This window comes from Pseudomonas sp. Tof1 (assembly GCF_055390395.1).
This window is the reverse complement of sequence record NZ_AP024344.1, coordinates 2,357,094-2,378,899: the sequence shown is the minus strand read 5'-3', so window position 1 is coordinate 2,378,899 and position 21,806 is coordinate 2,357,094. Positions and strand designations below refer to the sequence as shown.

Annotated in this window: 20 protein-coding genes and 2 pseudogenes; 13 read left to right on the top strand and 9 right to left on the bottom strand. The window is 62.1% G+C overall.

Annotated features, from left to right (window positions below):
• Positions 1–88: 88 nt before the first annotated feature.
• Complete coding sequence (gene mgrA, locus ACZ5KU_RS11020) at positions 89–1,120, top strand: L-glyceraldehyde 3-phosphate reductase (protein ID WP_054056404.1); 1,032 nt, start codon at positions 89–91, stop codon at positions 1,118–1,120.
• Between the two features lie 26 nt (positions 1,121–1,146).
• A pseudogene (locus tag ACZ5KU_RS11015) lies at positions 1,147–2,072 on the top strand (LysR family transcriptional regulator).
• Between the two features lie 140 nt (positions 2,073–2,212).
• Here the strand turns inward: ACZ5KU_RS11015 and ACZ5KU_RS11010 are convergent.
• Positions 2,213–2,872, bottom strand: coding sequence for a hypothetical protein (locus ACZ5KU_RS11010; RefSeq protein WP_054056405.1), 660 nt, complete (start codon positions 2,870–2,872; stop codon positions 2,213–2,215).
• 507 nt (positions 2,873–3,379) lie between these two features.
• Here ACZ5KU_RS11010 and ACZ5KU_RS11005 point away from each other — a divergent pair.
• Complete coding sequence (locus ACZ5KU_RS11005; RefSeq protein ID WP_152974256.1) at positions 3,380–3,745, top strand: c-type cytochrome; 366 nt, start codon at positions 3,380–3,382, stop codon at positions 3,743–3,745.
• Between the two features lie 115 nt (positions 3,746–3,860).
• On the top strand, positions 3,861–4,409 hold the full coding sequence (locus tag ACZ5KU_RS11000) for an RNA 2'-phosphotransferase (protein WP_054056409.1): 549 nt from the start codon (positions 3,861–3,863) through the stop codon (positions 4,407–4,409).
• Positions 4,410–4,487: 78 nt separating this feature from the next.
• Here the strand turns inward: ACZ5KU_RS11000 and ACZ5KU_RS10995 are convergent, their stop codons facing one another.
• Positions 4,488–5,003, bottom strand: a complete 516-nt coding sequence (locus ACZ5KU_RS10995) for a GNAT family N-acetyltransferase (protein ID WP_464737134.1) — start codon at positions 5,001–5,003, stop codon at positions 4,488–4,490.
• A gap of 139 nt (positions 5,004–5,142) precedes the next feature.
• Between ACZ5KU_RS10995 and ACZ5KU_RS10990 the strand changes: the two genes are divergently transcribed.
• Positions 5,143–5,700, top strand: coding sequence for an NADAR family protein (locus ACZ5KU_RS10990; RefSeq protein ID WP_054056407.1), 558 nt, complete (start codon positions 5,143–5,145; stop codon positions 5,698–5,700).
• A gap of 9 nt (positions 5,701–5,709) precedes the next feature.
• On the opposite strand, the pseudogene ACZ5KU_RS10985 reads toward ACZ5KU_RS10990, so the two are convergent.
• Both ACZ5KU_RS10985 and ACZ5KU_RS10980 read right to left on the bottom strand, forming a co-directional pair.
• Positions 5,710–6,929, bottom strand: a pseudogene (locus ACZ5KU_RS10985) (MFS transporter).
• Between the two features lie 42 nt (positions 6,930–6,971).
• Positions 6,972–8,144 (bottom strand): MFS transporter, encoded by a 1,173-nt coding sequence (locus tag ACZ5KU_RS10980; RefSeq protein WP_464737133.1) that lies wholly within the window; start codon positions 8,142–8,144, stop codon positions 6,972–6,974.
• A 95-nt stretch (positions 8,145–8,239) separates the two neighbouring features.
• Here ACZ5KU_RS10980 and ACZ5KU_RS10975 point away from each other — a divergent pair, with 95 nt between their 5' ends.
• The 3 genes from ACZ5KU_RS10975 to ACZ5KU_RS10965 all read left to right on the top strand — a co-directional run bounded on the left by ACZ5KU_RS10975 (position 8,240) and on the right by ACZ5KU_RS10965 (position 10,795).
• Positions 8,240–9,142, top strand: a complete 903-nt coding sequence (locus ACZ5KU_RS10975) for a LysR family transcriptional regulator (protein WP_464737132.1) — start codon at positions 8,240–8,242, stop codon at positions 9,140–9,142.
• A 328-nt stretch (positions 9,143–9,470) separates the two neighbouring features.
• The gene (locus ACZ5KU_RS10970; protein WP_054060017.1) at positions 9,471–10,151 is read left to right on the top strand and encodes a hypothetical protein; all 681 of its coding nucleotides are present in this window, start codon (positions 9,471–9,473) and stop codon (positions 10,149–10,151) included.
• Entirely contained in the window at positions 10,148–10,795 is a 648-nt protein-coding gene (locus ACZ5KU_RS10965; protein ID WP_054060016.1) for a hypothetical protein, read from the top strand. The genes ACZ5KU_RS10970 and ACZ5KU_RS10965 overlap by 4 nt, the downstream gene beginning before the upstream one ends.
• Positions 10,796–10,835: 40 nt before the next feature.
• On the opposite strand, the gene ACZ5KU_RS10960 is transcribed toward ACZ5KU_RS10965, so the two are convergent.
• Positions 10,836–11,789 carry a sensor domain-containing diguanylate cyclase gene (locus ACZ5KU_RS10960; RefSeq protein ID WP_054060015.1) on the bottom strand — a complete coding sequence of 318 codons (954 nt, stop codon included), beginning with the start codon at positions 11,787–11,789 and terminating at the stop codon, positions 10,836–10,838.
• A gap of 3 nt (positions 11,790–11,792) precedes the next feature.
• Positions 11,793–12,785: a response regulator gene (locus ACZ5KU_RS10955; RefSeq protein ID WP_081006050.1), complete on the bottom strand. Its 993-nt coding sequence runs from the start codon at positions 12,783–12,785 to the stop codon at positions 11,793–11,795.
• A gap of 296 nt (positions 12,786–13,081) precedes the next feature.
• Here ACZ5KU_RS10955 and ACZ5KU_RS10950 point away from each other — a divergent pair, with 296 nt between their 5' ends.
• Entirely contained in the window at positions 13,082–14,914 is a 1,833-nt protein-coding gene (locus ACZ5KU_RS10950; RefSeq protein ID WP_054060013.1) for a serine hydrolase domain-containing protein, read from the top strand.
• 36 nt (positions 14,915–14,950) lie between these two features.
• Here the strand turns inward: ACZ5KU_RS10950 and ACZ5KU_RS10945 are convergent, their stop codons facing one another.
• Entirely contained in the window at positions 14,951–16,246 is a 1,296-nt protein-coding gene (locus tag ACZ5KU_RS10945; protein ID WP_054060012.1) for an ATP-binding protein, read from the bottom strand.
• Complete coding sequence (locus ACZ5KU_RS10940) at positions 16,247–16,954, bottom strand: response regulator (RefSeq protein WP_054060011.1); 708 nt, start codon at positions 16,952–16,954, stop codon at positions 16,247–16,249. It lies immediately after the preceding gene.
• A gap of 365 nt (positions 16,955–17,319) precedes the next feature.
• On the opposite strand from ACZ5KU_RS10940, the gene ACZ5KU_RS10935 reads away from it, so the two are divergent.
• Complete coding sequence (locus ACZ5KU_RS10935; protein WP_054060010.1) at positions 17,320–17,769, top strand: GNAT family N-acetyltransferase; 450 nt, start codon at positions 17,320–17,322, stop codon at positions 17,767–17,769.
• 39 nt (positions 17,770–17,808) lie between these two features.
• Here ACZ5KU_RS10935 and ACZ5KU_RS10930 read toward each other — a convergent pair whose 3' ends face one another.
• Complete coding sequence (locus tag ACZ5KU_RS10930) at positions 17,809–18,792, bottom strand: GlxA family transcriptional regulator (protein ID WP_054064215.1); 984 nt, start codon at positions 18,790–18,792, stop codon at positions 17,809–17,811.
• 106 nt (positions 18,793–18,898) lie between these two features.
• Between ACZ5KU_RS10930 and inhA the strand changes: the two genes are divergently transcribed.
• The 3 genes from inhA to lhgO all read left to right on the top strand — a co-directional run bounded on the left by inhA (position 18,899) and on the right by lhgO (position 21,805).
• Entirely contained in the window at positions 18,899–19,585 is a 687-nt protein-coding gene (gene inhA, locus ACZ5KU_RS10925; RefSeq protein ID WP_416772746.1) for an isonitrile hydratase, read from the top strand.
• Positions 19,586–19,710: 125 nt separating this feature from the next.
• Positions 19,711–20,421: a FadR/GntR family transcriptional regulator gene (locus tag ACZ5KU_RS10920; RefSeq protein WP_054061311.1), complete on the top strand. Its 711-nt coding sequence runs from the start codon at positions 19,711–19,713 to the stop codon at positions 20,419–20,421.
• 190 nt (positions 20,422–20,611) lie between these two features.
• Positions 20,612–21,805 (top strand): L-2-hydroxyglutarate oxidase, encoded by a 1,194-nt coding sequence (gene lhgO, locus ACZ5KU_RS10915; RefSeq protein ID WP_054064213.1) that lies wholly within the window; start codon positions 20,612–20,614, stop codon positions 21,803–21,805.
• The last annotated feature ends 1 nt before the right edge of the window (position 21,806 follow it).

Genomic DNA, 21,806 nt, shown 5'->3' with positions numbered 1-21,806 from the left:
ACAGATACTCGGTGCGAATGGTGCGACGTGACGTCTACTTATACAGATGTAGTGAATTGTTCAATCATAATCAGACAGAGAACGAACCATGAATTATCTTCCTTCAGCTGATCGCTACGATCACAAGATGCCCCTTCGCCGTTGCGGCAACAGCGGGATCGATTTGCCCGCTATTTCTCTGGGCCTGTGGCAAAACTTCGGAGGAACCGATGTTTTTGAAACGGGCCGGGCAATTTTACGACGAGCCTTCGACAGCGGGATCAATCACTTTGATTTGGCGAATAACTATGGCCCTCCACCAGGCTCGGCGGAAGAGAACTTCGGGCGGGTAATGGCATGTGACTTTAAAGCCTATCGCGACGAAATGTTCATTTCGACGAAAGCGGGATGGGATATGTGGCCGGGGCCATATGGTGGGATCGGCGGAAGCCGAAAATATCTGATTGCGAGTCTCGACCAGTCCCTGCGCCGTATGGGCCTCGATTACGTGGATGTATTTTATTCGCATCGTGTCGACCCGACGACACCGCTGGAAGAGACAATGTCAGCGCTGGCGCACCTTCATCGGCAGGGAAAAGCATTGTACGTGGGTATCTCCAGTTACTCTCCCGAACTGACTCGCCGGGCCGCCGCCATCTTGGCTGAGGAACGAGTACCACTTTTCATACACCAGCCCAACTATTCGATGTTCAACCGCTGGGTCGAAGATGGGCTACTGGATACACTGACCGAGATCGGAAGTGGCTGCATCGCTTTCTCGCCATTGGCTCAAGGTTTGCTCACCGACAAGTACCTTCAGGGGATTCCTTCGCAAGCAAGGATTACGCGTAATGGGTCGTTCAATAATCAGATGCTGAGCGACGCCAACCTGGACCGGATCCGTGCGCTGAATGCAATTGCGAAAGAGCGCAATCAAACACTCGCACAGATGGCGATCGCCTGGGTGTTACGTGATCCACGGATTACCTCAGCACTCATCGGTGCACGGACTGTCGAACAGTTAAATAATTCACTCGGTGCTCTTCAGAATCTGGAATTCTCTGCTGAAGAACTGGCCAATATTGATCTGTTTGCAACGGAGGGCGGGGTTGACTTGTGGCGTGAATCCGCTTCAATCTAGAACTATACCTCATCGGAATCTTCAGTATGCCCAAGAGTGTTAGATCTGAGCTCGCAGATCTTCGTGTTTTCGTCACTATCATGCGGTGCGGAAGCTTTAGAAAGGCTGCCCTTGAACTCGGTGTGACAACTTCGGCACTCAGCCACACTATACGTAAGCTGGAGGATAGACTAGGGGTGCGGTTGCTCAACCGCACCACCCGCACGCTTGTAGCCACCCCCGCAGGAACAGCGCTTTCGGCGCGACTGGAAATTGGTTTCTCCACCATCGATCAAGCACTCGGGGATCTTGAGCATCTTCGTAGTTTCCCGATAGGCAAGCTTAGAATCAATATGCCACAAGATGCATCATTGCTATTGGCGAGACCTGTCCTGGCTAAATTCACTTCCGAATTTCCGCAGATCGATTTAGAGGTCAGCGTGGAAGATAGATTCGTTGACATAGTGGCAGAGGGATATGATGCGGGAATTCGTTACGGCGAGCGAGTGCCCAAGGACATGATCGCAGTCCCCCTCACACCTATATTGAAATGGGTAGTGGTCGCATCACCCACTTTCTTAAAACGTCATGGACGCCCCTCCACCCCCAGCAACTCCTGAACTTTCCATGTATTTTAACCCGCTTGGGTGACGGTACCCTTTTTCAATGGGAGCTGGGCAACGATGAACGAATGTTGTCGCTGGAGGTGAAAGGACGAATCTGCCTGAATGAAACGGGGGCTCGCATCAATGCCGCTGTGGATGGAGTCGGATTTGCTTATGTCCTGGAGGAAGTGGTACGGCAGCACATCACACGTCAGGAGCTGGAAATTGTTTTACCTGAATGGTCGTCGGACGGGCCGCCACTGTGTATTTACTATCCCAGCAGAAAACAGATGCCTGCAGGACTAAGACAGCTGATAAACATGATGCGAGCACAATTTTTACTACCGGCGATCGCCGCACATAGTTGAGTCGCTAAAGCCGTAAATGCTAAACACTACGTTTCAACGACAAATGACCGCGTATCAAGGTTTTTCATACAGAGCCCAGGTCCTCTACTTCTCTGTGCTATTACAACACAGAGACTAGAGGACAAGCCTATCCTTTGCTTTCAGTCAGTTGGATGCACCTTGGGGTTTGAGGAAAACCAGCCTCTTCTGTCATGATTGCTACCATACTCATCAACCACCGCACCCTCCGGCCCCGCCATCATAAAATGCCAGGTTTCAATTTTCTTCAAACTTGAGATCTCTCCTTTCTTCAGAATAGTCATGTTCCCACTATGGACGGGACCAAAAGAAGAAGGAATTGGAGGCGTATCTTTCGTTACAGAGCCCACTTCTGAAAAATTGTAGACAAAACCATGAAAAACTCGCCAAGCCTCGTCTTTCGCGGGTTTTGCCGGCGGGATCGAAATTGGCCTGTGGATATGCTCAGGTATCATTTGGCCTGGAAGCAGGTACATGGTCATGGCGAAATAAGCACTTTTCTGACTATTGAACCATGTAACACTTGAAAGCCCAACATGTTCAAAGTCGCCAAGACCAAAGTCACTGACCCATATTTTACTATCCATCAGAGACGTATAGTCTTCCTTGTAAAAATCGAGCATATCTTCAACCGCTTTTTTCGCAACGTCCTTCTGAAAAACGCCGTCTTTGTAAAACTGGGCATTGGTGTATTTTTTAGAGTAGTGATCGGGCGGACTGACACTGTTCGAATCCGCTGCGTCTACAAGCGCGACCGAAAACAATGCGACCAATCCCAACATGCTTGACAACAGGACATGTTTACCCTTGCCTGGTAATATCACGACGCGACCCTCACTGTTAGCTAGATGACTTTCGAATACGTCTCATTTACTGCGCTCATTAATCGCACTCTACAAGCTACGTTATTTGCGCGTTTTAGACGTTAGCCAATGTAGCATTTGCTCGACACCATCAACACCAAAAGACTGTTGAATTTCTTTCACTGCGGCACTGATAAAATATCATCGTCCAGACCTGTACATTCAATAGGCTGCGCATTACTTTTAACGCAACGGGTGCATATCAAAACATCACCCAGAAATAGTAATCCAGACTAGGCTATGTACGAAATCGCTTGAAACTTGGTTATGCGGCGTTAAAAACCGGCTCGAAATGCTCATTGACAACCAGTCAAGTCGGGCGCGACCCCGGGCGTTCCTCGCCGGTTTTTGCCTTGCCTAACCTGCGTTTCAAACAATTTCGTACACAGCCTAGTAATACATAAATATTCCTAGAGGGTGAGAACAATGATGCTTCGGGTGGCTGGCGCAGCTATGGTGTGGCTTCTATCTTCGGGGATACACGCCGCTCCAATCGACTCTTTTACGAAAGATCAGGTTAATCATGGCCGTGAGGTTTTCTCAGGCATCTGCTCTCAATGCCATGGCAGCAATCCGGCGGCCCCTTACGCTCAAGCGTCTCTGCGCATGAAAAATATTGGTGAACTTTATACATTCATCTCCTCAAAGATGCCTGCAAACAATCCGGGCGGATTAAGCTCAAAAGACTACGTCGATGTGACTTCCTATTTGCTCTGGTCCGCCGGGAAGCCAAGCGGAGGTATTGAACTGACCCCTGACCTCGCAAAACGATCAAGCGGCCCTTTGCAGTAGTTTTCTGCTTCAGCACATGGCGAGGAAAACGCCGACCTGTGCCCGCCAGTGCTCGATGTGATAATTTTAAAAATGAAGAAACACGCTTCACTTGGAAAAAATCAAAAAGGAAAAGATGAACACAAAAAAACTCACCGAAACCAGCAAGTTCCTCAGCTACGTTCTACGACACGAGCCCCAGTCCATCGGCCTTCAACTGGACAGCGAAGGCTGGGCGGATATCGACGCCCTGATCACTGGCGCTGCCCAGTCAGGCCGCACTCTGGACCGCGAACTGATCCAGGCGGTGGTCAGCAGCAACGACAAAAAACGCTTCGCCCTCTCTGAGGACACACGTTGCATTCGTGCCGTGCAGGGGCACTCCACCGAAACGGTCAGCATCCAGCACATCGAGAAAGTGCCGCCCGAGGTCCTGTACCACGGCACAGCCACCCGTTTCCTGGAGTCGATCCAACAGAAGGGATTGATCCCGGGCTCCCGCCACCATGTTCACCTCTCCCAGGAAGTGAACACCGCCGTCGCGGTCGGACAGCGATACGGCAAGCCTGTGGTACTGGAAATCGATGCGCTGAAAATGCATCAGCAGGGCTTCAAGTTCTTCCAGGCCGACAATGGCGTCTGGTTGACGAACCATGTCCCGACCTCCTTCATCACCCAGCAATAGCCGCTGTTTTCGGACCACGCCGTTCTCCAGCGGCCAACTTGCGCAGCAGGCTTCCCGCCTCGGCTCAAACTGCGGCTCCTAGCCCTTCAGCCGCAACACCATCGCACACCGCAACCCCGCGTCATGGCCTAAGTCCACCTCATGCTGCAACTGCGCCACATGTTCCTCGCCCAGACTCGCCGCCTCGACCTCGACAAACCCCAGCCGCGCATAGAACGGCGCGTTCCAGCGCAAATGCCGGTAGGTGGTCAGGCTCACCGTTGCGAACAGTTCGGCCCGCGCATGGGTGATCGCCGCGGCCATCAGAGCGGTAGCCAACCCCAGTTTCTGATGCACAGCATGCACCGACAGCTCGACGATGAAAAACGAGCGATCCATGGTTTCCGCTGCCAGAAAGCCCACCGGCTGATCGTCGGCATCGGTTGCCACCCACAAGGTACGGTGACGACACAGCTGCTCCAGATAATCCGCCGGCAACGGCTCGCCCTCGGCCACCCAGCCCAGTCCGACTTCGCGAAAAATGGACGCGGCGGAACGCTCGACCGCCGCCAGGGCGGGAATATCGTCAGGACGTGCGGGGCGAATGGCAGGCATCGGGATCTCGGGCTCGCGAATAAAACGCTCACCATAACAAAACCCCACCCGACTTGACCCCCTACCCACCCCTGCAATCAACCTCGGCCCATCGTGGTAACCTCAGCCCCTCAAACTGTCTGCCGCCAAGGAGGCCCACTTGCCCGACTCCATTCACCTGGACGCCCTGCGCGCTCGCTTCAACGCCGGCGAAACCCTGAAGTACGTGTTCTTCTGGGGCCACCAGCGCAGCAAGGACACCCTCACCGCCAGTTGCTTCAGCCAGTGGTATAACGCCGAATTCACCGTCGACGGGCAACGCTACCTCACCGCCGAGCATTTCATGATGGCCGAGAAGGCCGCACTGTTCGATGACCAGGACATTCGCACCCAGGTGCTGCACGCTCCGACACCCGGCGCGGCCAAGGCCCTGGGTCGCAAGGTACGCGGCTTCGATGACCAGAAATGGCTGCAGCATCGCTACGGGATTGTCGTGAAAGCCAACCAGGCCAAGTTCTCGCAGAACCCGGCGCTGGGCGATTTCCTGCGCGGCACCGGCTCGCGCATCCTCGTCGAGGCCAGCCCGGTCGACAGCATCTGGGGCATCGGCCTGGCCCAGGACGACGCACGGGTGAACGACCCCAACACCTGGCAAGGCCTGAACCTGCTGGGCTTTGCACTGATGCAGGTCCGCGACGGACTGAACCCGGCGCAATAGCCCTATCGCTCAGCCCTGGCTGCCCGCCGCCAGGGCCGAACGCTCCAGCCCCCGCTGCACGACCCACACCAGCGGCAACGTCAGCAGCAGGATCGCCGCCAGGGTGATCACCGCCACCGGTATGCCGGTGAGATCGCCCAGTCGTCCAAATAGCATCGGCGCCAGCGCCCCCCGCCGATCGTACCGGTGTAGAACAGGGCGAACGCCTGCTCGCGACGCCCCGCTGGCGAAACATCCGGCACCGCGCCATACAGCACCGAGGAGGTGCCGTTCAGGGCCAGCCCCAGCAGCGGCAACATCAGCATCAGGCCGGCCAACGGCAGGTACACCGCCAGGATGATCAGAAGTGCCGTGGCCGACTCCGTCAGCCAGACCGTCCTCACCATGCCGATGCGCGCCCCCAGGTAACCGCAGAGCAGCTTGCCGAAGGCACCGCCGACGAACAGCAGCGCCAACGCCACGCCGATGCCCGCCGTCCCGGCCCCCTTGCTGGTCAGCAGGAACGGCAGGAAAGTGAGAAACCCCATGCGCACCGCACTGTCCAGCACGCCGGTCGCCAGCAGCGCCCGCAACCCGCTGACGGAGCCGACACCGGCCTTGGCCTGTTTCTCCTGAGCAACTGCGCGGTGCTCCCGCCTCGGAATCAGCCACCACAGCAGCGCAGCCGCCGCCAGGCCCAGCAGCCCGACCAGGCTGACACTGGCACGCCAGCTGATCAGTGTCAGCAGCAGACCGACCAGCGCCGGGATCAGCATCTTGCCGATGTCGCCGGCGAAGTTGTATTGCGACAGCGCCTCCTTCACGCCCCCTCCGGCCTCATGGCTGTCGGTGACCATCGAGGACGCCAAGGGGTGCTGGGTACTGGCGCCCAGCCCGCCCAACATCAGCGCCAGCAACAGTACCATCAGCCCACCGGCCTGCCCGGCCAGCAGATAGGCCACTCCCGCCAGCGCCGTCCCGCCGATCAGCAGGCGCTCGCGTCCCCAGCGCAACGCAGCCCGGCTCGCCAGCAACTGCAAGCCGGCCATCACCCCGGAATAGGCGCCGCGCAGCAAACCGACCTGGGCGTAGCTCAAGCCGAACTGCACTTGCCAGATCGGCAGCAGGACATAGATCACATCCGTCAGGCCATCGTGCACTGCATGGGCGCCGCAAGCCGCCAGCAGCGAGCGGCGGCGCACCGAGGTCGCAGCGCTTGGGGGTTCGTTGAGGACAGCGTCTTCGTTCATGGTTTTCATTATTGGGAACGCCAGGCAGCAGGGTTGAAAACATCAGGCGTGGCTTGGACAAGCCCTGGGTGGGCGCCAGCCGACCAGGGCAAGCAGCAGCGACAGCAGTTGGAAGGCAATGACCAGCGCCACGCAGCCCGGCCAGCCCCACTGGCTCCAGATCAGCGCCGGCACGACGGCGCCGCCACTGCCGCCCAGGTAATAACCGCTCAGGTACCAGCCGACCGCGCCGGCCTTGTTGTGGCGGGCAGTGGCCGTGATGAAGGCATTGGCGGCGGCCTGCGCCAGGAACACACCCGTGGAGCTCAGGGCCAGGCCCAGCACGATCAGCCACAACGACGGCAACAAGGTCAGCAGCGAACCCGCGACCCCGAGCAGCGCCGCCCCCAGCAGCAGCTCGGACTGCGGCCGGGATCGGCTCAGGCGCCCCGCCAGCGGGATCACCACCAGCGCCAGCAGGAACACCATGTAGAGCGTGCCCAACGCCGCGCTGCCCAGTTCGAACGGTGCCTGGCCCAGATACAGGCCGGCATAGGTGAAGGTCGCCACCTGGGAGAACAGCACGCAGAAACCCACGCCATAGGCCGCCAGCAGCGGCCGACTGCGCAACTCGCGCCGGGCCGGCAGGCCATCCACAGCCTGGCGCACCGCCGGCCGCGGCTGGGCCGGCAACAGATAATGGATCGCCACCGCCACCAGCAGGCTGATCGCCGCCAGCAGCTCGAAGCCTTCACGCCAACCGATGTACTCGCTTATCACCCCGCTGACGAAGCGCCCGGCAAACCCGCCCAGTACCGTCCCGGCAACGTACAGGCTGGTGACCTCGGTCACGCTGCCACCGCTCCAGCGCTCGCCGATGTAGGCCACGCTGCTGGCGAACACCAGCGGAATCAGCATGCCCTCGGCGAACCGCCAGGCCAGCAATTCGGCAAAGCTGCCGGCATGGGCGCCCAGCCAGGCCGGCACGCTGGAGAGCAGCGCTGCCGCGACAATCACCGTGCGCCGCTCGAAGCGGGCGGTCAACCGGCTGACGAAGGGCGCGGTGAGCGCCACCGCCAGGGTGGTCACCGTGATGCTCCAGCCGGCCTGCCGCGCGCTCACCTGAAAATCCACGGCCAACACCGACAGGATGCTCTGGGTGGCATAGAGGTTGAGAAAGGCCACGCATCCGCAGAGAAACAGCGCGACACGGGCGGACAACGGACGGGAATGCATGGAGCCTCTCGTTTTCTGGCGTGAGGACTTTATAAGATAGGCGCATCTTCCAAGACCAATACCGAATTCGGACCGATCAATACCCAAGGATCAGGATGCTCGACCTCCGCCGATTGCGTTACTTTCTGACCGTGGCCCAAGAGCTGCACTTCGGCCGCGCGGCGCAACGCCTGCACCTGGCCCAGCCACCGCTGACCCGGCAGATCTCGGCGCTGGAAGCCGAGCTGGGCTTTCGCCTGTTCGACCGCACCAGCCGCTCGGTGACCCTCACCGCCCAGGGCCGGCATTTCCTGCCCTATGCCCGCGCCGCGCTGGAGCAGGTCGACCTGGCCGAAGTGATCGCCGGCAAGCTGGCCAAGGGCCTGGCCGGCCAGTTGAGCATCGGCTACGCCAGCTCCATCGCCCTCTCGGACATCTTCAGCCAGGCGATCCAGGTGTTTGCCCAGCGTTTTCCAGAGGTGCAACTGGCCCTGGTGGAAGAGCCTTCCGGCGCCCACTGGTCGCAGATCGTCGATGGGCGCCTGGACATCGGCATGAGCCGCAAGGCCCTGCCCGCCGGGCAGCGCGCGGTACAGTCATTGTCCCTGGGCGATGAACCGCTGGTGGCCGCCCTGCCCAGCGACAACCCGCTGGCAAGCATGAACACGGTGACGCTGGAACAACTGGGCGCCCACCCGCTCATTCTGTTTCCGGCCGACTACGGGTCGGGGCTCAACGAAACCATCGAGCAGCTCTACCAACGACACGGCGTGTCATTGCAACGCGGCCCGGCCGGGCGCCAGATCACCTCGATCATCGCCCTGGTCGCCGCCGGCCGGGGTGTGGCCCTGGTGCCCGCCTGTGCCCAGGCCCTGGCGAAAAAGGGCGTGACCTACCGACCGCTGTCCGATCCCCAGGCCTGCGCCCCACTGCTGGTACTGACCCGCACCCAGGAGCGCGGCCTGCTGGTGGAAGCATTCATGGGCGTCATCGACGAGTTGAGGCCGGTAGGCAAGTAGCGCACGGCGCGCAGGAAAGCTTTAACGCTACGGCGCGAAACCGTATTCGCATTGACGGTCGTGGCGCGGGGATTCATAGGTCTTTACCTGACGCACCGTTACGCGATAATAGCGCTTAGCTATCATCCTCCAGATTCTCCCCTCGTAAGAATGCCCCGGCTAACAAGGAGTTGGCGTCTTCGGTTTCAGTTTCACAGTGGGAAGACATTGCCGCCAGCACGATGCTACTTAGAGTCAGGAAGCCCACGACATGCTACAGGCCTTCAGCCGCGGAAAGTCGCACCTTTACAGACGCTATCTCGGACACCGGGAAGCTGATGAAGCCCGGGTGTGCGAAGAGGACGAGATCACCGCATTGATCATGGGGCCACTGGATTACCTGCCCGCTGCCACCACCAGCCGGTTCTGGCGGGCCATGGTCGAGCAGGATGGCCGGAGCACCGCCCATGGATTTCCCGAGGGCCCCGCCCAGCACGTCGAAATGCACTTCTGGCCACGGCGGGCAATAGAACCGGACCTTCTGGTCGAGCTGCACTGGCCCGGCGGAACACGGCGCCTGCTGCTGATCGAATTCAAGTGGAACGCCGCCCTGAGCGGCAGCGATCAGTTGCATCGCCAGTGGGATGAGTTCCTCACACCGGGGGAGCGCGAAGATGCCTGGCACCTGTTCATTGCCCCGGAAATCAGCGCCGGCCTCAATGCGCTGGCCGAAGGCGATATCTGGGACGGTCGCCTGTTGCTGCGCACCTGGGCCGATGTCCTGGAGGTGCTCAGGCACCTGCGCGCCCCCGATGTCCCTGGCCTGCAGAAATGGAAAAAACAGGTCAGGTCTTTCCTGGTAAAACTGGGGATCAATCGTTTCCGGGGTTTCAGGCACCTTACCCCACCCCGAACCGTCGATGATCCGGTCATTTTCTACAGCCCCATGAACGGCTTCACAAAGCTGGTGGCGCCACCCACCTTTCCCGAGGCGGATTCGCCCGCCTTTATCTGGAGTACCACACCGTGAACACCTCAGCCGATATTGGCAAGTCGATCAGGGACAGCTTCCACTTCGTGTCCAGGGTCGGCGCCGAATGCGATCACCTGGCCAAACTGATCCGGGAAGAGTTCAGTCGGCTGCTGTTGACCGCGGAAATCGAGAAACGCTACCGGGTGGCGGGCAAATGGATCGACAAATCCATCAATGACGCACATGGCTGGGTCTGCCTGGAGATGGGCTCTTCACTCCCCTTGATCATCAGGCCCAAGCAAAAAATTGGCGGCTATCTGTTCGTCCAGATCAGCCTGGCCGGACATGGCACCGATGCCAAAGATCCACAAGGCCCCTTGCTGCACGTTGGCTGGTGGCATGAACCCATTGACTTTGACGAGTACCATATGGGCTTCCCACTCGTAGCCAGCCCCTGCCTCACACTTGAGGAACAGCGTTTGTTCAAGTGGACCTACTCGGCCTCCGAGACCGAATGGTGCTACAGCCTGCGCCTGACAGACATCAACAGTCCGGCAGACGTACAGACCCACATCATCAGGCCGATGAAAGCTCTGCTGCTCGGCAAAGCACCGGCGGACGCACTGTCAGGGACAGCAGCGGTGCGTTATGAATCGGTGAATGACAACACGGGGTACTACCGCATACTGGCTGAGTCGTAACGCCCCTCGCCTCATACCCGCCTTGAGGAAGGCACGCGCCCTACTCGTACACCGTCACACAATTACGCCCCGCCTTCTTCGACTGATACAACGCCTGGTCCGCCCAGGCGATCAGGTCGGCGTGGGTCACCGAGGGGCGGCTGAGGTCGGCCACGCCCAGGCTGATGGTGAAGCGGATGGTCACGCCCTCGTGCACCACTTGCTGCGCCTCGATCGCCTTGCGCAGGCGCTCGGCAAAGAACCGTGCACTGGCCTTGTCGGTGTCCGAGAGCACCACACCGAACTCCTCGCCGCCATAACGCCCGGCCACGTCGCTGTCGCGCACATGCTCGCGCACCACCTCGGCCACCCGCTCGATCACCTTGTCGCCCGCCTGGTGCCCGTAGGTGTCGTTGACCCGCTTGAAGTGGTCGATGTCGAACATCACCAGGCTGGTCGGGTTGCCATGGCGCTGGTTGCGCGCATAGGCCACCTTCAGGCTCTCCTCCCAATGCCCGCGGTTGTACAGCCCGGTCAGCCGGTCGGTGCTGGAGAGCTTCTGCAGTTGCGCGTTGACCGCCTGCAACTGGTTGCGGTTGGTGGCCACGTCGGTCACGTCGTAGATCACCAGGCAGATATGGTGGATCGCACTGTCGGTCGAGCGCAGCGCCAGCAAGGTGGTGTTCTGGTACATGAAATCTTCCTGGCCGGTGATCGGCTGGTAGTTCTTGAACCGTACCAGGTAGGGGCGCTGCTCCCAGATGGTGAAGCCCGGTGTGCCGAGGGTCGCGACACTTTCCACCTTGCGGCTGAACCACTCGCGGTCGACCTCGGGAAACAGCTCGAAGAACGAGCGGTTGTGCGCCTCGCCCGGCTGCACCCCGGAGCGGTTCTCCATGAAGGTGTTCCACACCTGCACGCGGTAGTCGCGGTCGAGCACCACCACGCCCACATCGATGCTCTGGACGATCGCCAGCAACCAGTGAAACTCGTTCAGATCGATGTGGTCGCTCATGGCTCAGCTCATCAGGTAGGCGAGTTTATGGGTCAGGCGCTCGATCGAGTCCTCGGTGAACAGCAACAGCAGGTCGAAGTGGATATCGTGACCTTCCAGGCTGTAGCTGATCTCCACCGCCAGGGTCTTCTTCCAGCGCTGGCTGTTGATCCGGATCAGGTCCTCGATGGCCGCGTGCTGCCCGAGAATCTGCGGGTGGCCCTGGGAGAACACCACGTCGATCTGCTCGGCGATGCTGCTCAGGCAGGCGCCGATCAGCACGCTGGACAGGTCCAGGAGCATTTCCAGGTCCGAATACTCCGGACCCTGGCGCTTCATCAACTGGGCCATGTCGGCGATTTCCGAATCATGGAACATCAGCAGCGCCTCCCCGGCGATACCGCCACCGATAAAGCCCTGGCAGATGGCGGTAAGCCGCTGGCAACTGCCGGCATCCGCCAGGGCCATGTGCAGCTCGCCGACTTCGAGGATGTTGACGTTCGGCACCGGCAACTGCACGAACACCCCGAGCACCTTGGCAATCAGCGCGGCCGCGCGGCCAATGGCGACGTTGACCGTCTCGCGGAAGGCATCGCGAAAGCTGATCTGCGCGTCCGAGGTCGGGCGCAACGGTGCCTCGTCCGGTGCATCGAGCAGGCCCAGTTCGCCCAGGATGCGCTGCAACTCCTGCTGGTCGAACGGTTTTTTCAGGAACGCCAGCGCACCCAGGGCGCGGACGCGGCGCACCGCCTCTTCCTGGACGTCGCCGGAGATCACGATGACCTGGGCCTGGAGCCCTTCGGCACGGATAGCCGCCAGTACCTGGTAGCCGTCCATTTCCGGCATGGTCAGGTCGAGCAGCACCACCTGCCCCAACCCCTGGCGAATCGCCTCCAACCCTTGGCGTCCGTCACTGGCCTGCGTGATCGAGACCGGCCAGTTCGCTGGCAGAGCGCGCAATATCTGCTTGCGCGCCATGCTGGAGTCATCACACACAAGTAGGGGAATCACTGACACAGACCGGCGCTCACGTGTTGGGCATCAGGGAAAACATTAGTGGCATGATGCCATAAAATTGACATAAAACGCTGATCGCCGAGGAATTATTGAGAACCACGTCGAATAATCCGCCAGGGTATCGCCGATACGCAACTCAGGGAATGCCCTAGATCAAGGATACACCTGCCGGCTCCGGGCAGAGGGCCGACGACGCGGATTACACTCTTTGACATTTTTTCGACAAACCACTCACAGACCGGCAAGGCACTCAAGCCTAGGATAGGTGGCCCATTCGCCAGTTCGCCGGGTGCTCCATGTTCCGCTCGCTCTGCACGCTCCTCCTGATCGGCTTCCTGCTGGGCAGCACGGGGTGCAACGGCCAGCCGCCGGTGCCGCCGCCCACCCTGGAAAAGGGCGACTACAGCGGCATCATCCGCTATCTGCAGGAGCGGATTCCCGAGGAGATGGCCGAGCAGAACGTCCCCGGCCTGTCGATCGCCCTGGTCGCCGGCCAGGAGGTGATCTGGGCCCGTGGCTTCGGCTATGCCGACAAGGCCGGCGGTGTCAGGGTCACCAACCACACGGCGTTTCGCGCCGATGCCCTTTCCAAGCTGCTGACCGCCAGCGCCACCCTGCAACTGGTCGAGCAGCAGCGGCTGAAGCTGGACGCACCGCTGCAGGACACCCTCCCGGAGTTCCATGTCCGCTCGCGTTTTCATGAGCGCCAGCAGGAGGCGGACCAGGCCGTCACCCTGCGTCGCCTGCTCAGCCATCAGGCCGGCCTGCCCGGCGAATACCTGCGCGACCTGCGTACACCGTCGGCGCTCGACCAACTGCCGCAACGGGTTTCCGGCCTGTGGTTGAGCAATCCACCGGGCCGGCAGGTGGCCTATTCCAACCTGGGCTACGCACTGGTCGGCGCCGCCATCGAACGCAGCAGCGGCGAAACCTTCGAGAACCAGTTGCAGAAAACCCTGCTGCAACCGCTGGGCATGACCCAGTCGAGCTTCATCGGCGACAGCGAGCTGCTGCCCTTCCGGGCCCAGGGCTACCGCAACGGCTCGCCCCAACCCGACAGCACGATTCGCGACCTGTCCGCCGGCGGCCTGTGGACCAGCCCGCAGGACCTGAGCCACTACGTGCAGATGCTCTTCGCCGAGGGCACCTACAAGGGGCGGCGGATCATGGCGGCGCAGTCGGTGCGGGAGATGTTCCGCCAGCAGAACCGCGGCAACGCCCTGGATTTCGATTGCCCGATGGGCCTGGGCTGGTTCCTCGCGCCGTGCGGTGACGAGATGATCAGCCCGGGGGTGCGGACCTTCCAGCACAGCGGCTTCAGCGGCGACTTCGTCTCGCAGATCAGCCTGCTGCCGGACCCACAGTTGGCGGTGATCATCATGGCCAACTCCGACACCAGCGCCGACCTGGTCGCCTCGCTGACCACCCGTTCGCTGCGCATGATGCTCCAGGCCAGCGCCGGGCAGGCCGCCTGCACCGAGGCGTGCGAGGACGAGCCGCTGGCCGCCGGCGAGAGCCGCCGCCAGGTGCCCAGCGCCATCGACCGGCAGCGTCTGGCGGGGTTCTACGCCACCTATGCCGGCGTGCTGCGCATTCGCGACGAGAACCAGCGCCTCTACGCCGAGCTGGGCGGCGAACGCTTCGAGCTGCTGCGTGATGAACAGGGCTGGCTGCGCGCCGAACAGAAGCGCCTGGGCTTCTGGCCGGTGGACCTGGGCGAGTTGGGCCGGCTGCAACTGGACCTGACCACGGTGCAGAGCCGGCAGATCCTGCTGGCCCGCAGCCATGGGCAGTTGATTCCACTGGGGGAACGGATCGACCCGGTGCCCCTGCCCAAGGGCTGGCTGAAGACCGTCGGGGACTACCAGGTGATCAACTCCGACGAGCCGCAGACGGCCCTGAGCGGCGTGAGCATCCGCATCGAGGAGGGTTTCCTGCTGATTCGTGGACGGATCGAGGAAGAGGAACTGACGGAGTTCATCCTGCTGCCGGTCGACAATGCCCACGCGGTGGTCGCCGGCAGCGGGCTCGGCCTGGGTGACACCATCAGCCGCCAGGTGCTGGGCATCACGGCCTTGGGCTATCGCTTCAAGCGCGCCAGCAAGGCGCCACCCACCCTGGTTTTCTAGCCCAGGTGGCGGCGATCGCCCCCAGGTCTGGCGGTGCTATGAAGCGGCCTCGGCATGGGCCCAGGTCATGCGGAACGACGCCCCTCCCCACTGCGAATCGCGGACCTCGACCTGCCCGCCATGCCACTGGGAAACCCGCCGCACCAGCGCCAGCCCCAGGCCGAAGCCGCCGGTGCGACGGTCGCGGCTGGCATCCAGGCGCAGGAACGGTTCGAAGATCTTCAGGCGCCCCTCCGGCGGCACCCCGGGACCGTCGTCACAGACCACCACCTGGTAATCGTCGCCCTGGCGCGTCAGCGACACCTGCACCCGCCCCTGCGCGTAACGGATCGCATTGCGCAGCAGGTTGATCACCGCCCGGGCCATGAACCGCGGTTCGATGCAAACGGTTTCGACTTCGCAGGCCGCAATCGTCAACTGCACACCCGCGGCCTCCGCCTCCAGGGCCACGCTGCCCACCACGCTGTCGAGCCAGCTCTGGGCCTGGATGATCTGCCGCCGGCTCTCCCCCGCGCCGTGTTCCAGGCTGGCGTAGGTCAGCAGTTCCGAGACCATGTCTTCCAGCTCGCCAAGGTCGGCATACATGTCGCCGATCAGTTCGCCGCTGAACTGCGGATCGACATGCTGGCGCAACTGGTCCAGCTCGAACGACAATCGCGCGATAGGCGTGCGCAACTCATGGGACACCGCATTGGTCAACTCGCGCTGATTGGCGATCAAGCCCTCGATACGCGCCGCCATCTGGTTGAAGTGCTCGGCCAACTCGTAGATGTTCGACCGTCGCGGCAGATGCAGCCGGGCGCCCAGATCGTTGTTGCCGAAGCGCTGCGCGGCCAGGCGCAGCCGCTCCAGGTCACGCCAGTGCGGACGGACCCAGAAGAACAGCGTGATCCCCACCATCAGCCCGAGCAGGATGTAGGCCGCGATGGTGTACGGCACCGTCAGGCTGGGCTCGGGCGGCAGCTTGATCATCAACAGTTGCGAACCGTCGTCGATCCGCGAGATGAACTCGGTGAACTCGTCGCGCACCACCAACTGGTTGGACGCCAGCAACGCCTGCTCCCGCGGGCTGAGATCGAGCGTATCGGTGTCCACCAGGCTCAGGGTCAAACCATAGTGCGGCTTCCACTCCAGCAGTTGCCGCTCCCGGCCGGCCCGATCCAACGGGCGCAGGTCCTTGACCAGTGCATAGGCCTGGCCACGCACCGATTCGCGGTTGAGCGCCTCGGTCGGGCCGTCGAGCAACTCGGTGAACATGTAGTCGACCGCGTAGATGGCCGCGCCGAAGCCCAGGGCCAACAGGAAGTAAAGACGCAGGAACAGGCGCAGCATCTACAGCTCCCAGCCAAACGGATTGAACAGGTAGCCCTTGCCCCAGATGGTCTTGATGCACACCGGTTCGCGGGGGTTGTCATGCAACTTGCTGCGCAGCTTGCTGACATAAACGTCGACACTGCGGTTCAGGCCGTCGAAGGCGATCCCGCGCAGGCGGTTGAGGATGTCATCACGTGACAGCGTCTCGCCGGCAGCATTGGCCAGCAGCCAGAGCAGTTCGAACTCCATGGTGGTCAGTTCGATCACCTCGTCGGCCAGGCGCACCTCACGACAACTGCGGTCGATGCTCAGGCGGCCGAACTCCAGCGTACCGCGCGCCAGCGGGTCCGGCACCTGGCGCCGCAGCAGCGCACGCAGCCGGGCCAGCAGCACCGGCGGCTTGATCGGCTTGACCACATAGTCGTCGGCGCCCGACTCCAGGCCGAGGATGTGATCGAGGTCATCCTCCCGGGCCGTCAGGATCACGATCGGCGTATCGGCGATCGCGCGGATATCGCGACAGACCTGCAGGCCGCTCTGCCCCGGCAACATCAGGTCGAGCACGACGATCCGCGGCCGCCATTCCTGGAAAGCCGCCAACGCCACATCGCCGCGATGCACCGTGCGCACCTCGAAACCATGCTGTGACAAAAATTGCGCGACCAACGCGGCCAGCTTGAGGTCGTCTTCAACAAGCAAGACTTTGCTCAATGTCGAACTTTCCATAAGTGACAATCTGCAGATATATAAAGTGCGCGCATTATAAGCGCGCCATTGTGAATAAATTCCAGTTCCGCAACAAATAAATCGCTCAGCCAAAGTACCGCTATACAAACTTTTACAATCTGCAAACTTTTTAACAATTAGTCGGCTGATTCAATTAACGCCCCTCTCTGCAAAGCCTCGGCGAGACTTGCATCGGCGAGAAAAAATTGTTCAAATCCGCCCTCCTTCAATCCGGCAAGCCCTGTTGTCGTGTCGCCCAGGCGTTGATTCGCGCGGCGTCCGGCCCGGTGGCGCCAACTCGACCCGTCGTCGCCGGCCCTTGCGCACGCGCCGACTCCCCGTCTCCCGACCCCGATTGAATGACCATGACTATTCGACAAAGAGTCCCTCGCGACAACCTTGCCCTGAGCGAACTGTGGTTACGCTCGGTGCGCGCCACCCACACTTTCCTCGAAGAAGCCGATATACAGGCCCTGTATCCACAAGTGCGCGACCTTTACTTGCCGGCGGTGCAAGTCTGGGTCGAAGAAAACCCCGACCGCAGCCCGGCCGGATTTATCGGCATCGACGGTGACAAGGTCGAAATGCTGTTCATCGAACCGGACCAGCGTGGCCAGGGTATTGGCACCCGGCTGCTCGATTTCGTGCGTCAGCGTGGCGGCCCGTTGAGCGTCGACGTCAACGAGCAGAACCCCGCGGCCCATGGTTTCTATCGGCACTATGGCTTTCGCGATATCGGCCGCTCGCAGACCGATGGCCAGGGGCGCCCCTTCCCCCTGATCCACATGGCCCTCGAGCCGCAATCGAAGCCCTGAAGCCCCTGACCGTTCTCCCGCTGCACGGGGGAGCGGTCATCAGGCCGGTTGCGCACGCACCGAAAAGCGCTCGCGATAGGCCTGCGGCGTGACCCCCACGGCCCGCAGGAAACTGCGGCGCAGGGTCTCCTCGCTGCCGAATCCGCAGCGGGCGGCAATCCGCTTGATCGGCGTGGCGGTATCGCTGAGCAGCCGGCGGGCACTTTCCACCCGGATATTCTCCACCGCCCGGGCCGGCGTCTGGCCGGTCTCCTGGCGATAATGACGGACGAAACTGCGCTCGCTCATCCCGGCCTGCTGGGCCAGGATCGGGATCGACAGGTCCAGTGCCAGGTGCTCGGCGATCCACGCATGCAGGTCGCCGAAGCGGCTGGTGCTCTTTTGCAGCGACAGCGTGGCGCTGAACTGTGACTGCCCGCCCGGACGCTTGAGAAACACCACCAGGTGCCGGGCAACCTCCAGGGCCATCGGCCGGCCAAGGTCCTGCTCCACCAGTGCCAGGGACAGATCGATGCCGGCGGTCACCCCCGCCGAGGTCCAGACCGGCCCGTCATTGATGAAAATCGGATTGGGCTCGACCTGCAACTGCGGATAACGCTCGGCCAGTTGCTCGCAGCGGGTCCAGTGGGTCGCCACCCGCCGGCCATCCAGCCAGCCGCTGGCCGCCAGCAGAAACGCCCCGGTGCACACCGACGCGACCCGCCGCGCACACGCCGCCTGCTGGCGCACCCACGCCACCAGTTCCACGTCCTCGGCCGCCGCATAGGTGCCCCAGCCACCGGCAATGATCAGGCTGTCACAGGGGGTTCCCGCCGCGGGCAGCGGCTCGGCGAGCATGGCCAGGCCGGCCGAACTCATCACCGGCCCGCCCTCGGCGGCGATCACCCGGGGCGCATAGGGAGGCGGCAGGCCCTGGGAACGGGCCAGGTCGTTGGCCGAGGCGAATACCTGCAGCGGCCCGGTGACATCGAGCAGTTGCACGTTGGGAAAAGCCAGTATGTCGATGCTGCGGGGCGTATTCATGGCGATTGGCGTAAAACGTGGGTGGTATGGCGTATTCGCCAGATCCTACGAAACTACAGTGAAGCCGTCTACAGACACCGCCCCGTCTTCTCAAAGGAGCTTCGCCATGACCCTGCACATCGGTTTCCTGCTGTTCCCCAACGTCCAGCAACTGGACCTGACCGGCCCCTATGATGTTCTCGCGTCGTTGCCAGGGGCCAGGCTGCACCTGATCTGGAAGGACCTGGAACCGGTGAAGTCGAGCACCGGCCTGGTGTTGACCCCGACCACCCGCTTCGACGATTGCCCGCCACTGGACGTGATCTGCGTGCCCGGTGGCGCGGGGGTTGGAGCATTGATGGAAGATCTCGAAACCCTGGGCTTCCTCGGGGAACAGGCGGCGCAGGCACGCTATGTCACCTCGGTCTGCACCGGCTCGCTGGTGCTGGGCGCCGCCGGTCTGCTGCGTGGCCGCAAGGCCACCACCCACTGGGCCTATCACGACCTGTTGGCCACCCTCGGGGCGATCCCCGTGCAGGACCGCGTGGTGCGCGACGGCAACCTGTTGACCGGCGGCGGCATCACCGCCGGGATCGACTTTGCGCTGACCCTGGCCAGCGAGCTGTTCGGTGCCGACGAGGCCCAACTGATCCAGTTGCAGCTTGAGTACGCCCCCGCGCCACCGTTCAACGCCGGCAGCCCGGACACCGCGCCCCAGGCCATACTCGACGTGGCCCGCGAGCGGGTGGTGGAATCGCGTCGCCTGCGCAGTGAAATCACCGCCCGCGCCGCCAAGCGCCTGGGCCTGAACTGATCCTGTACTCCCATGGGAGCCGGCTTGCTGGCTCCTACCAGAGGGCTGCGCAACCGGGGCCCGCGTGTTGACAGGAAAAATGCCAAGGCGCATTGTCTGACAACCTGACTTTTGAGCCCGCACCGATGTTTGAGCTCCAACGCCCCGATTCCCTGGTCGAACGGGTCGTCGCCGCCATTCGCAACGAAATCGACACCGGTCGCCTGGCGGCCGAGGCGCGCCTGCCCACCGAGCAGCAACTGGCCGAACAACTCAATGTCAGCCGTTCCGTGGTCCGCGAAGCCATTGCCCAGCTCAAGGCCGACGGTGTGCTGGTCGCCCGTCGCGGGCTCGGCTCCTATATTTCCAGCACGCCGGCCGGCACGGTCTTCCGCTTTCCCAGGAGCGAGGGTCGCGACACCGACCTGGCGCAGATGTTCGAGATGCGCCTGTGGATCGAGACCCAGGCCGCCTCCATCGCCGCCCAGCGCCGCGACGCCGCCGACCTGCAGCGCATGCAGGAGGCCCTGCGGGAGATGCACGAAAAGCGCAGCGACTTCACGGCCGCCGCCAATGCCGACGTGGCCTTTCACCGGGCCATTGCCCAGGCCAGCAAGAATGACTACTTCGTCGCCTTTCACGATTTCCTGCGTGGCCAGTTGGCCGAGGCCCGCCGCACCGCCTGGGAAAACTCGGCAACGCATTCGGTGGGTGGCCCGGCGGATGCCGGCCGCGAGCACCAGGCCCTGTTCCAGGCTATCGCCGATGGCGACCGTCAGGCTGCCGCGGCGTGTGCCGAAGCGCACCTGCGCGCGGCAGCCCGACGCCTGCAACTGGAGCTGCCGGCCATGAGTTGACCCGCAGCCCGCGTCCGAACCGTGTTTGCGCAAGGCTTGAGGGCCCTTCGCAGGCAAGCCACGGGCCTACCGGGGCGTGTCGGGCGCAGTGGTGAGTGAGCACGAAGGGAAGGTTGCCCATGACATTCTTCAGGCACCTTAGTCTGACAACCTGATAACAAGACACCGCAAAGACAGGGATAATCGAACCATGCTCTACGACTTCTGCATCATCGGCGGCGGTATCGTCGGTCTGGCCACCGCCATGGAACTGCTCAAGCGCCAACCCGGCGCCAGCCTGGTGATCCTGGAAAAGGAGGCCAGCCTCGCCCGCCACCAGACCGGGCACAACAGCGGCGTCATCCATGCCGGGATCTACTACGCGCCGGGCAGCCTCAAGGCCGACCTGTGCAAGCGCGGTGCCCAGGCCACCAAGGACTTCTGTCGCGAGCACGGCATTGCCTACGAGGTCTGCGGCAAGATGCTGGTGGCTTCCACCCCGCTGGAGATGCAGCGGATGAACGCACTGTACGAACGCTCGCAGCTCAATGGCCTGAAGGTCGAGCGCCTGGATGCCGAGGAACTGCGGCGCCGCGAGCCGAACATCGTCGGTCTCGGTGCGCTGTTTCTCGATGCCACGGGGATCGTCGATTACCGCCAGGTCTGCGAAGCGATGGCCCGGGTGATCACCGGCAGCGGCGGCGAAATCCGCCTGCAGCAGACCGTCACCGCGATCCGGGAAAACACCGACAGCGTCACCGTCAGCACCGAAGACGGTGTCTGGCAGGCACGCCGGCTGGTGGCCTGCGCCGGCTTGCAGTCCGACCGCCTGGCCACCCTGGCCGGGGTGCCCATCGACCACCAGATCATCCCGTTTCGCGGCGAGTACTTCCGTCTGCCGGCGTCGAAGAACGACATCGTCAACCACCTGATCTACCCGATCCCCGACCCCGAGCTGCCATTCCTCGGCGTGCACCTGACCCGCATGATCGACGGCAGCGTCACCGTCGGCCCGAACGCGGTGCTGGGGCTGGGCCGGGAGAACTACCGCAAGTTCTCGGTCAACTGGCGGGATGTCGCGCAGTACGCCCGCTTCCCCGGCTTCTGGAAAACCATTCGGCAGAACCTGCGCTCCGGCACCCAGGAGTTGAAGAACTCGCTGAGCAGGCGCGGCTATCTGGAACTGTGCCGCAAGTACTGCCCGTCGCTGGTGGTCGAGGACCTGCTGCCCTACGAGGCCGGCATCCGCGCCCAGGCGGTCATGCGCGACGGCAGCCTGGTGCATGACTTCCTGTTCGCCGAAACCGCGCGCATGGTCCACGTCTGCAACGCGCCCTCGCCGGCCGCGACCTCGGCGATGCCGATCGGCGAGATGATCGCCGAGCGGATTCTCGGGCCGCGTTGAC

Coding starts and splice junctions, on each gene's coding strand:
- ACZ5KU_RS10980 (WP_464737133.1), bottom strand. CDS start 8,144: ATGCATTCCCGTCCGTTGTCCGCCCGTGTCGCGCTGTTTCTCTGCGGA.
- ACZ5KU_RS10995 (WP_464737134.1), bottom strand. CDS start 5,003: ATGCCTGCCATTCGCCCCGCACGTCCTGACGATATTCCCGCCCTGGCG.
- ACZ5KU_RS11005 (WP_152974256.1), top strand. CDS start 3,380: ATGATGCTTCGGGTGGCTGGCGCAGCTATGGTGTGGCTTCTATCTTCG.
- ACZ5KU_RS10950 (WP_054060013.1), top strand. CDS start 13,082: ATGTTCCGCTCGCTCTGCACGCTCCTCCTGATCGGCTTCCTGCTGGGC.
- ACZ5KU_RS11010 (WP_054056405.1), bottom strand. CDS start 2,872: ATGTTGGGATTGGTCGCATTGTTTTCGGTCGCGCTTGTAGACGCAGCG.
- ACZ5KU_RS10930 (WP_054064215.1), bottom strand. CDS start 18,792: ATGAATACGCCCCGCAGCATCGACATACTGGCTTTTCCCAACGTGCAA.
- mgrA (WP_054056404.1), top strand. CDS start 89: ATGAATTATCTTCCTTCAGCTGATCGCTACGATCACAAGATGCCCCTT.
- ACZ5KU_RS10935 (WP_054060010.1), top strand. CDS start 17,320: ATGACTATTCGACAAAGAGTCCCTCGCGACAACCTTGCCCTGAGCGAA.
- ACZ5KU_RS10945 (WP_054060012.1), bottom strand. CDS start 16,246: ATGCTGCGCCTGTTCCTGCGTCTTTACTTCCTGTTGGCCCTGGGCTTC.
- ACZ5KU_RS10975 (WP_464737132.1), top strand. CDS start 8,240: ATGCTCGACCTCCGCCGATTGCGTTACTTTCTGACCGTGGCCCAAGAG.
- ACZ5KU_RS10940 (WP_054060011.1), bottom strand. CDS start 16,954: ATGGAAAGTTCGACATTGAGCAAAGTCTTGCTTGTTGAAGACGACCTC.
- ACZ5KU_RS10920 (WP_054061311.1), top strand. CDS start 19,711: ATGTTTGAGCTCCAACGCCCCGATTCCCTGGTCGAACGGGTCGTCGCC.
- inhA (WP_416772746.1), top strand. CDS start 18,899: ATGACCCTGCACATCGGTTTCCTGCTGTTCCCCAACGTCCAGCAACTG.
- ACZ5KU_RS11000 (WP_054056409.1), top strand. CDS start 3,861: ATGAACACAAAAAAACTCACCGAAACCAGCAAGTTCCTCAGCTACGTT.
- ACZ5KU_RS10960 (WP_054060015.1), bottom strand. CDS start 11,789: ATGAGCGACCACATCGATCTGAACGAGTTTCACTGGTTGCTGGCGATC.
- lhgO (WP_054064213.1), top strand. CDS start 20,612: ATGCTCTACGACTTCTGCATCATCGGCGGCGGTATCGTCGGTCTGGCC.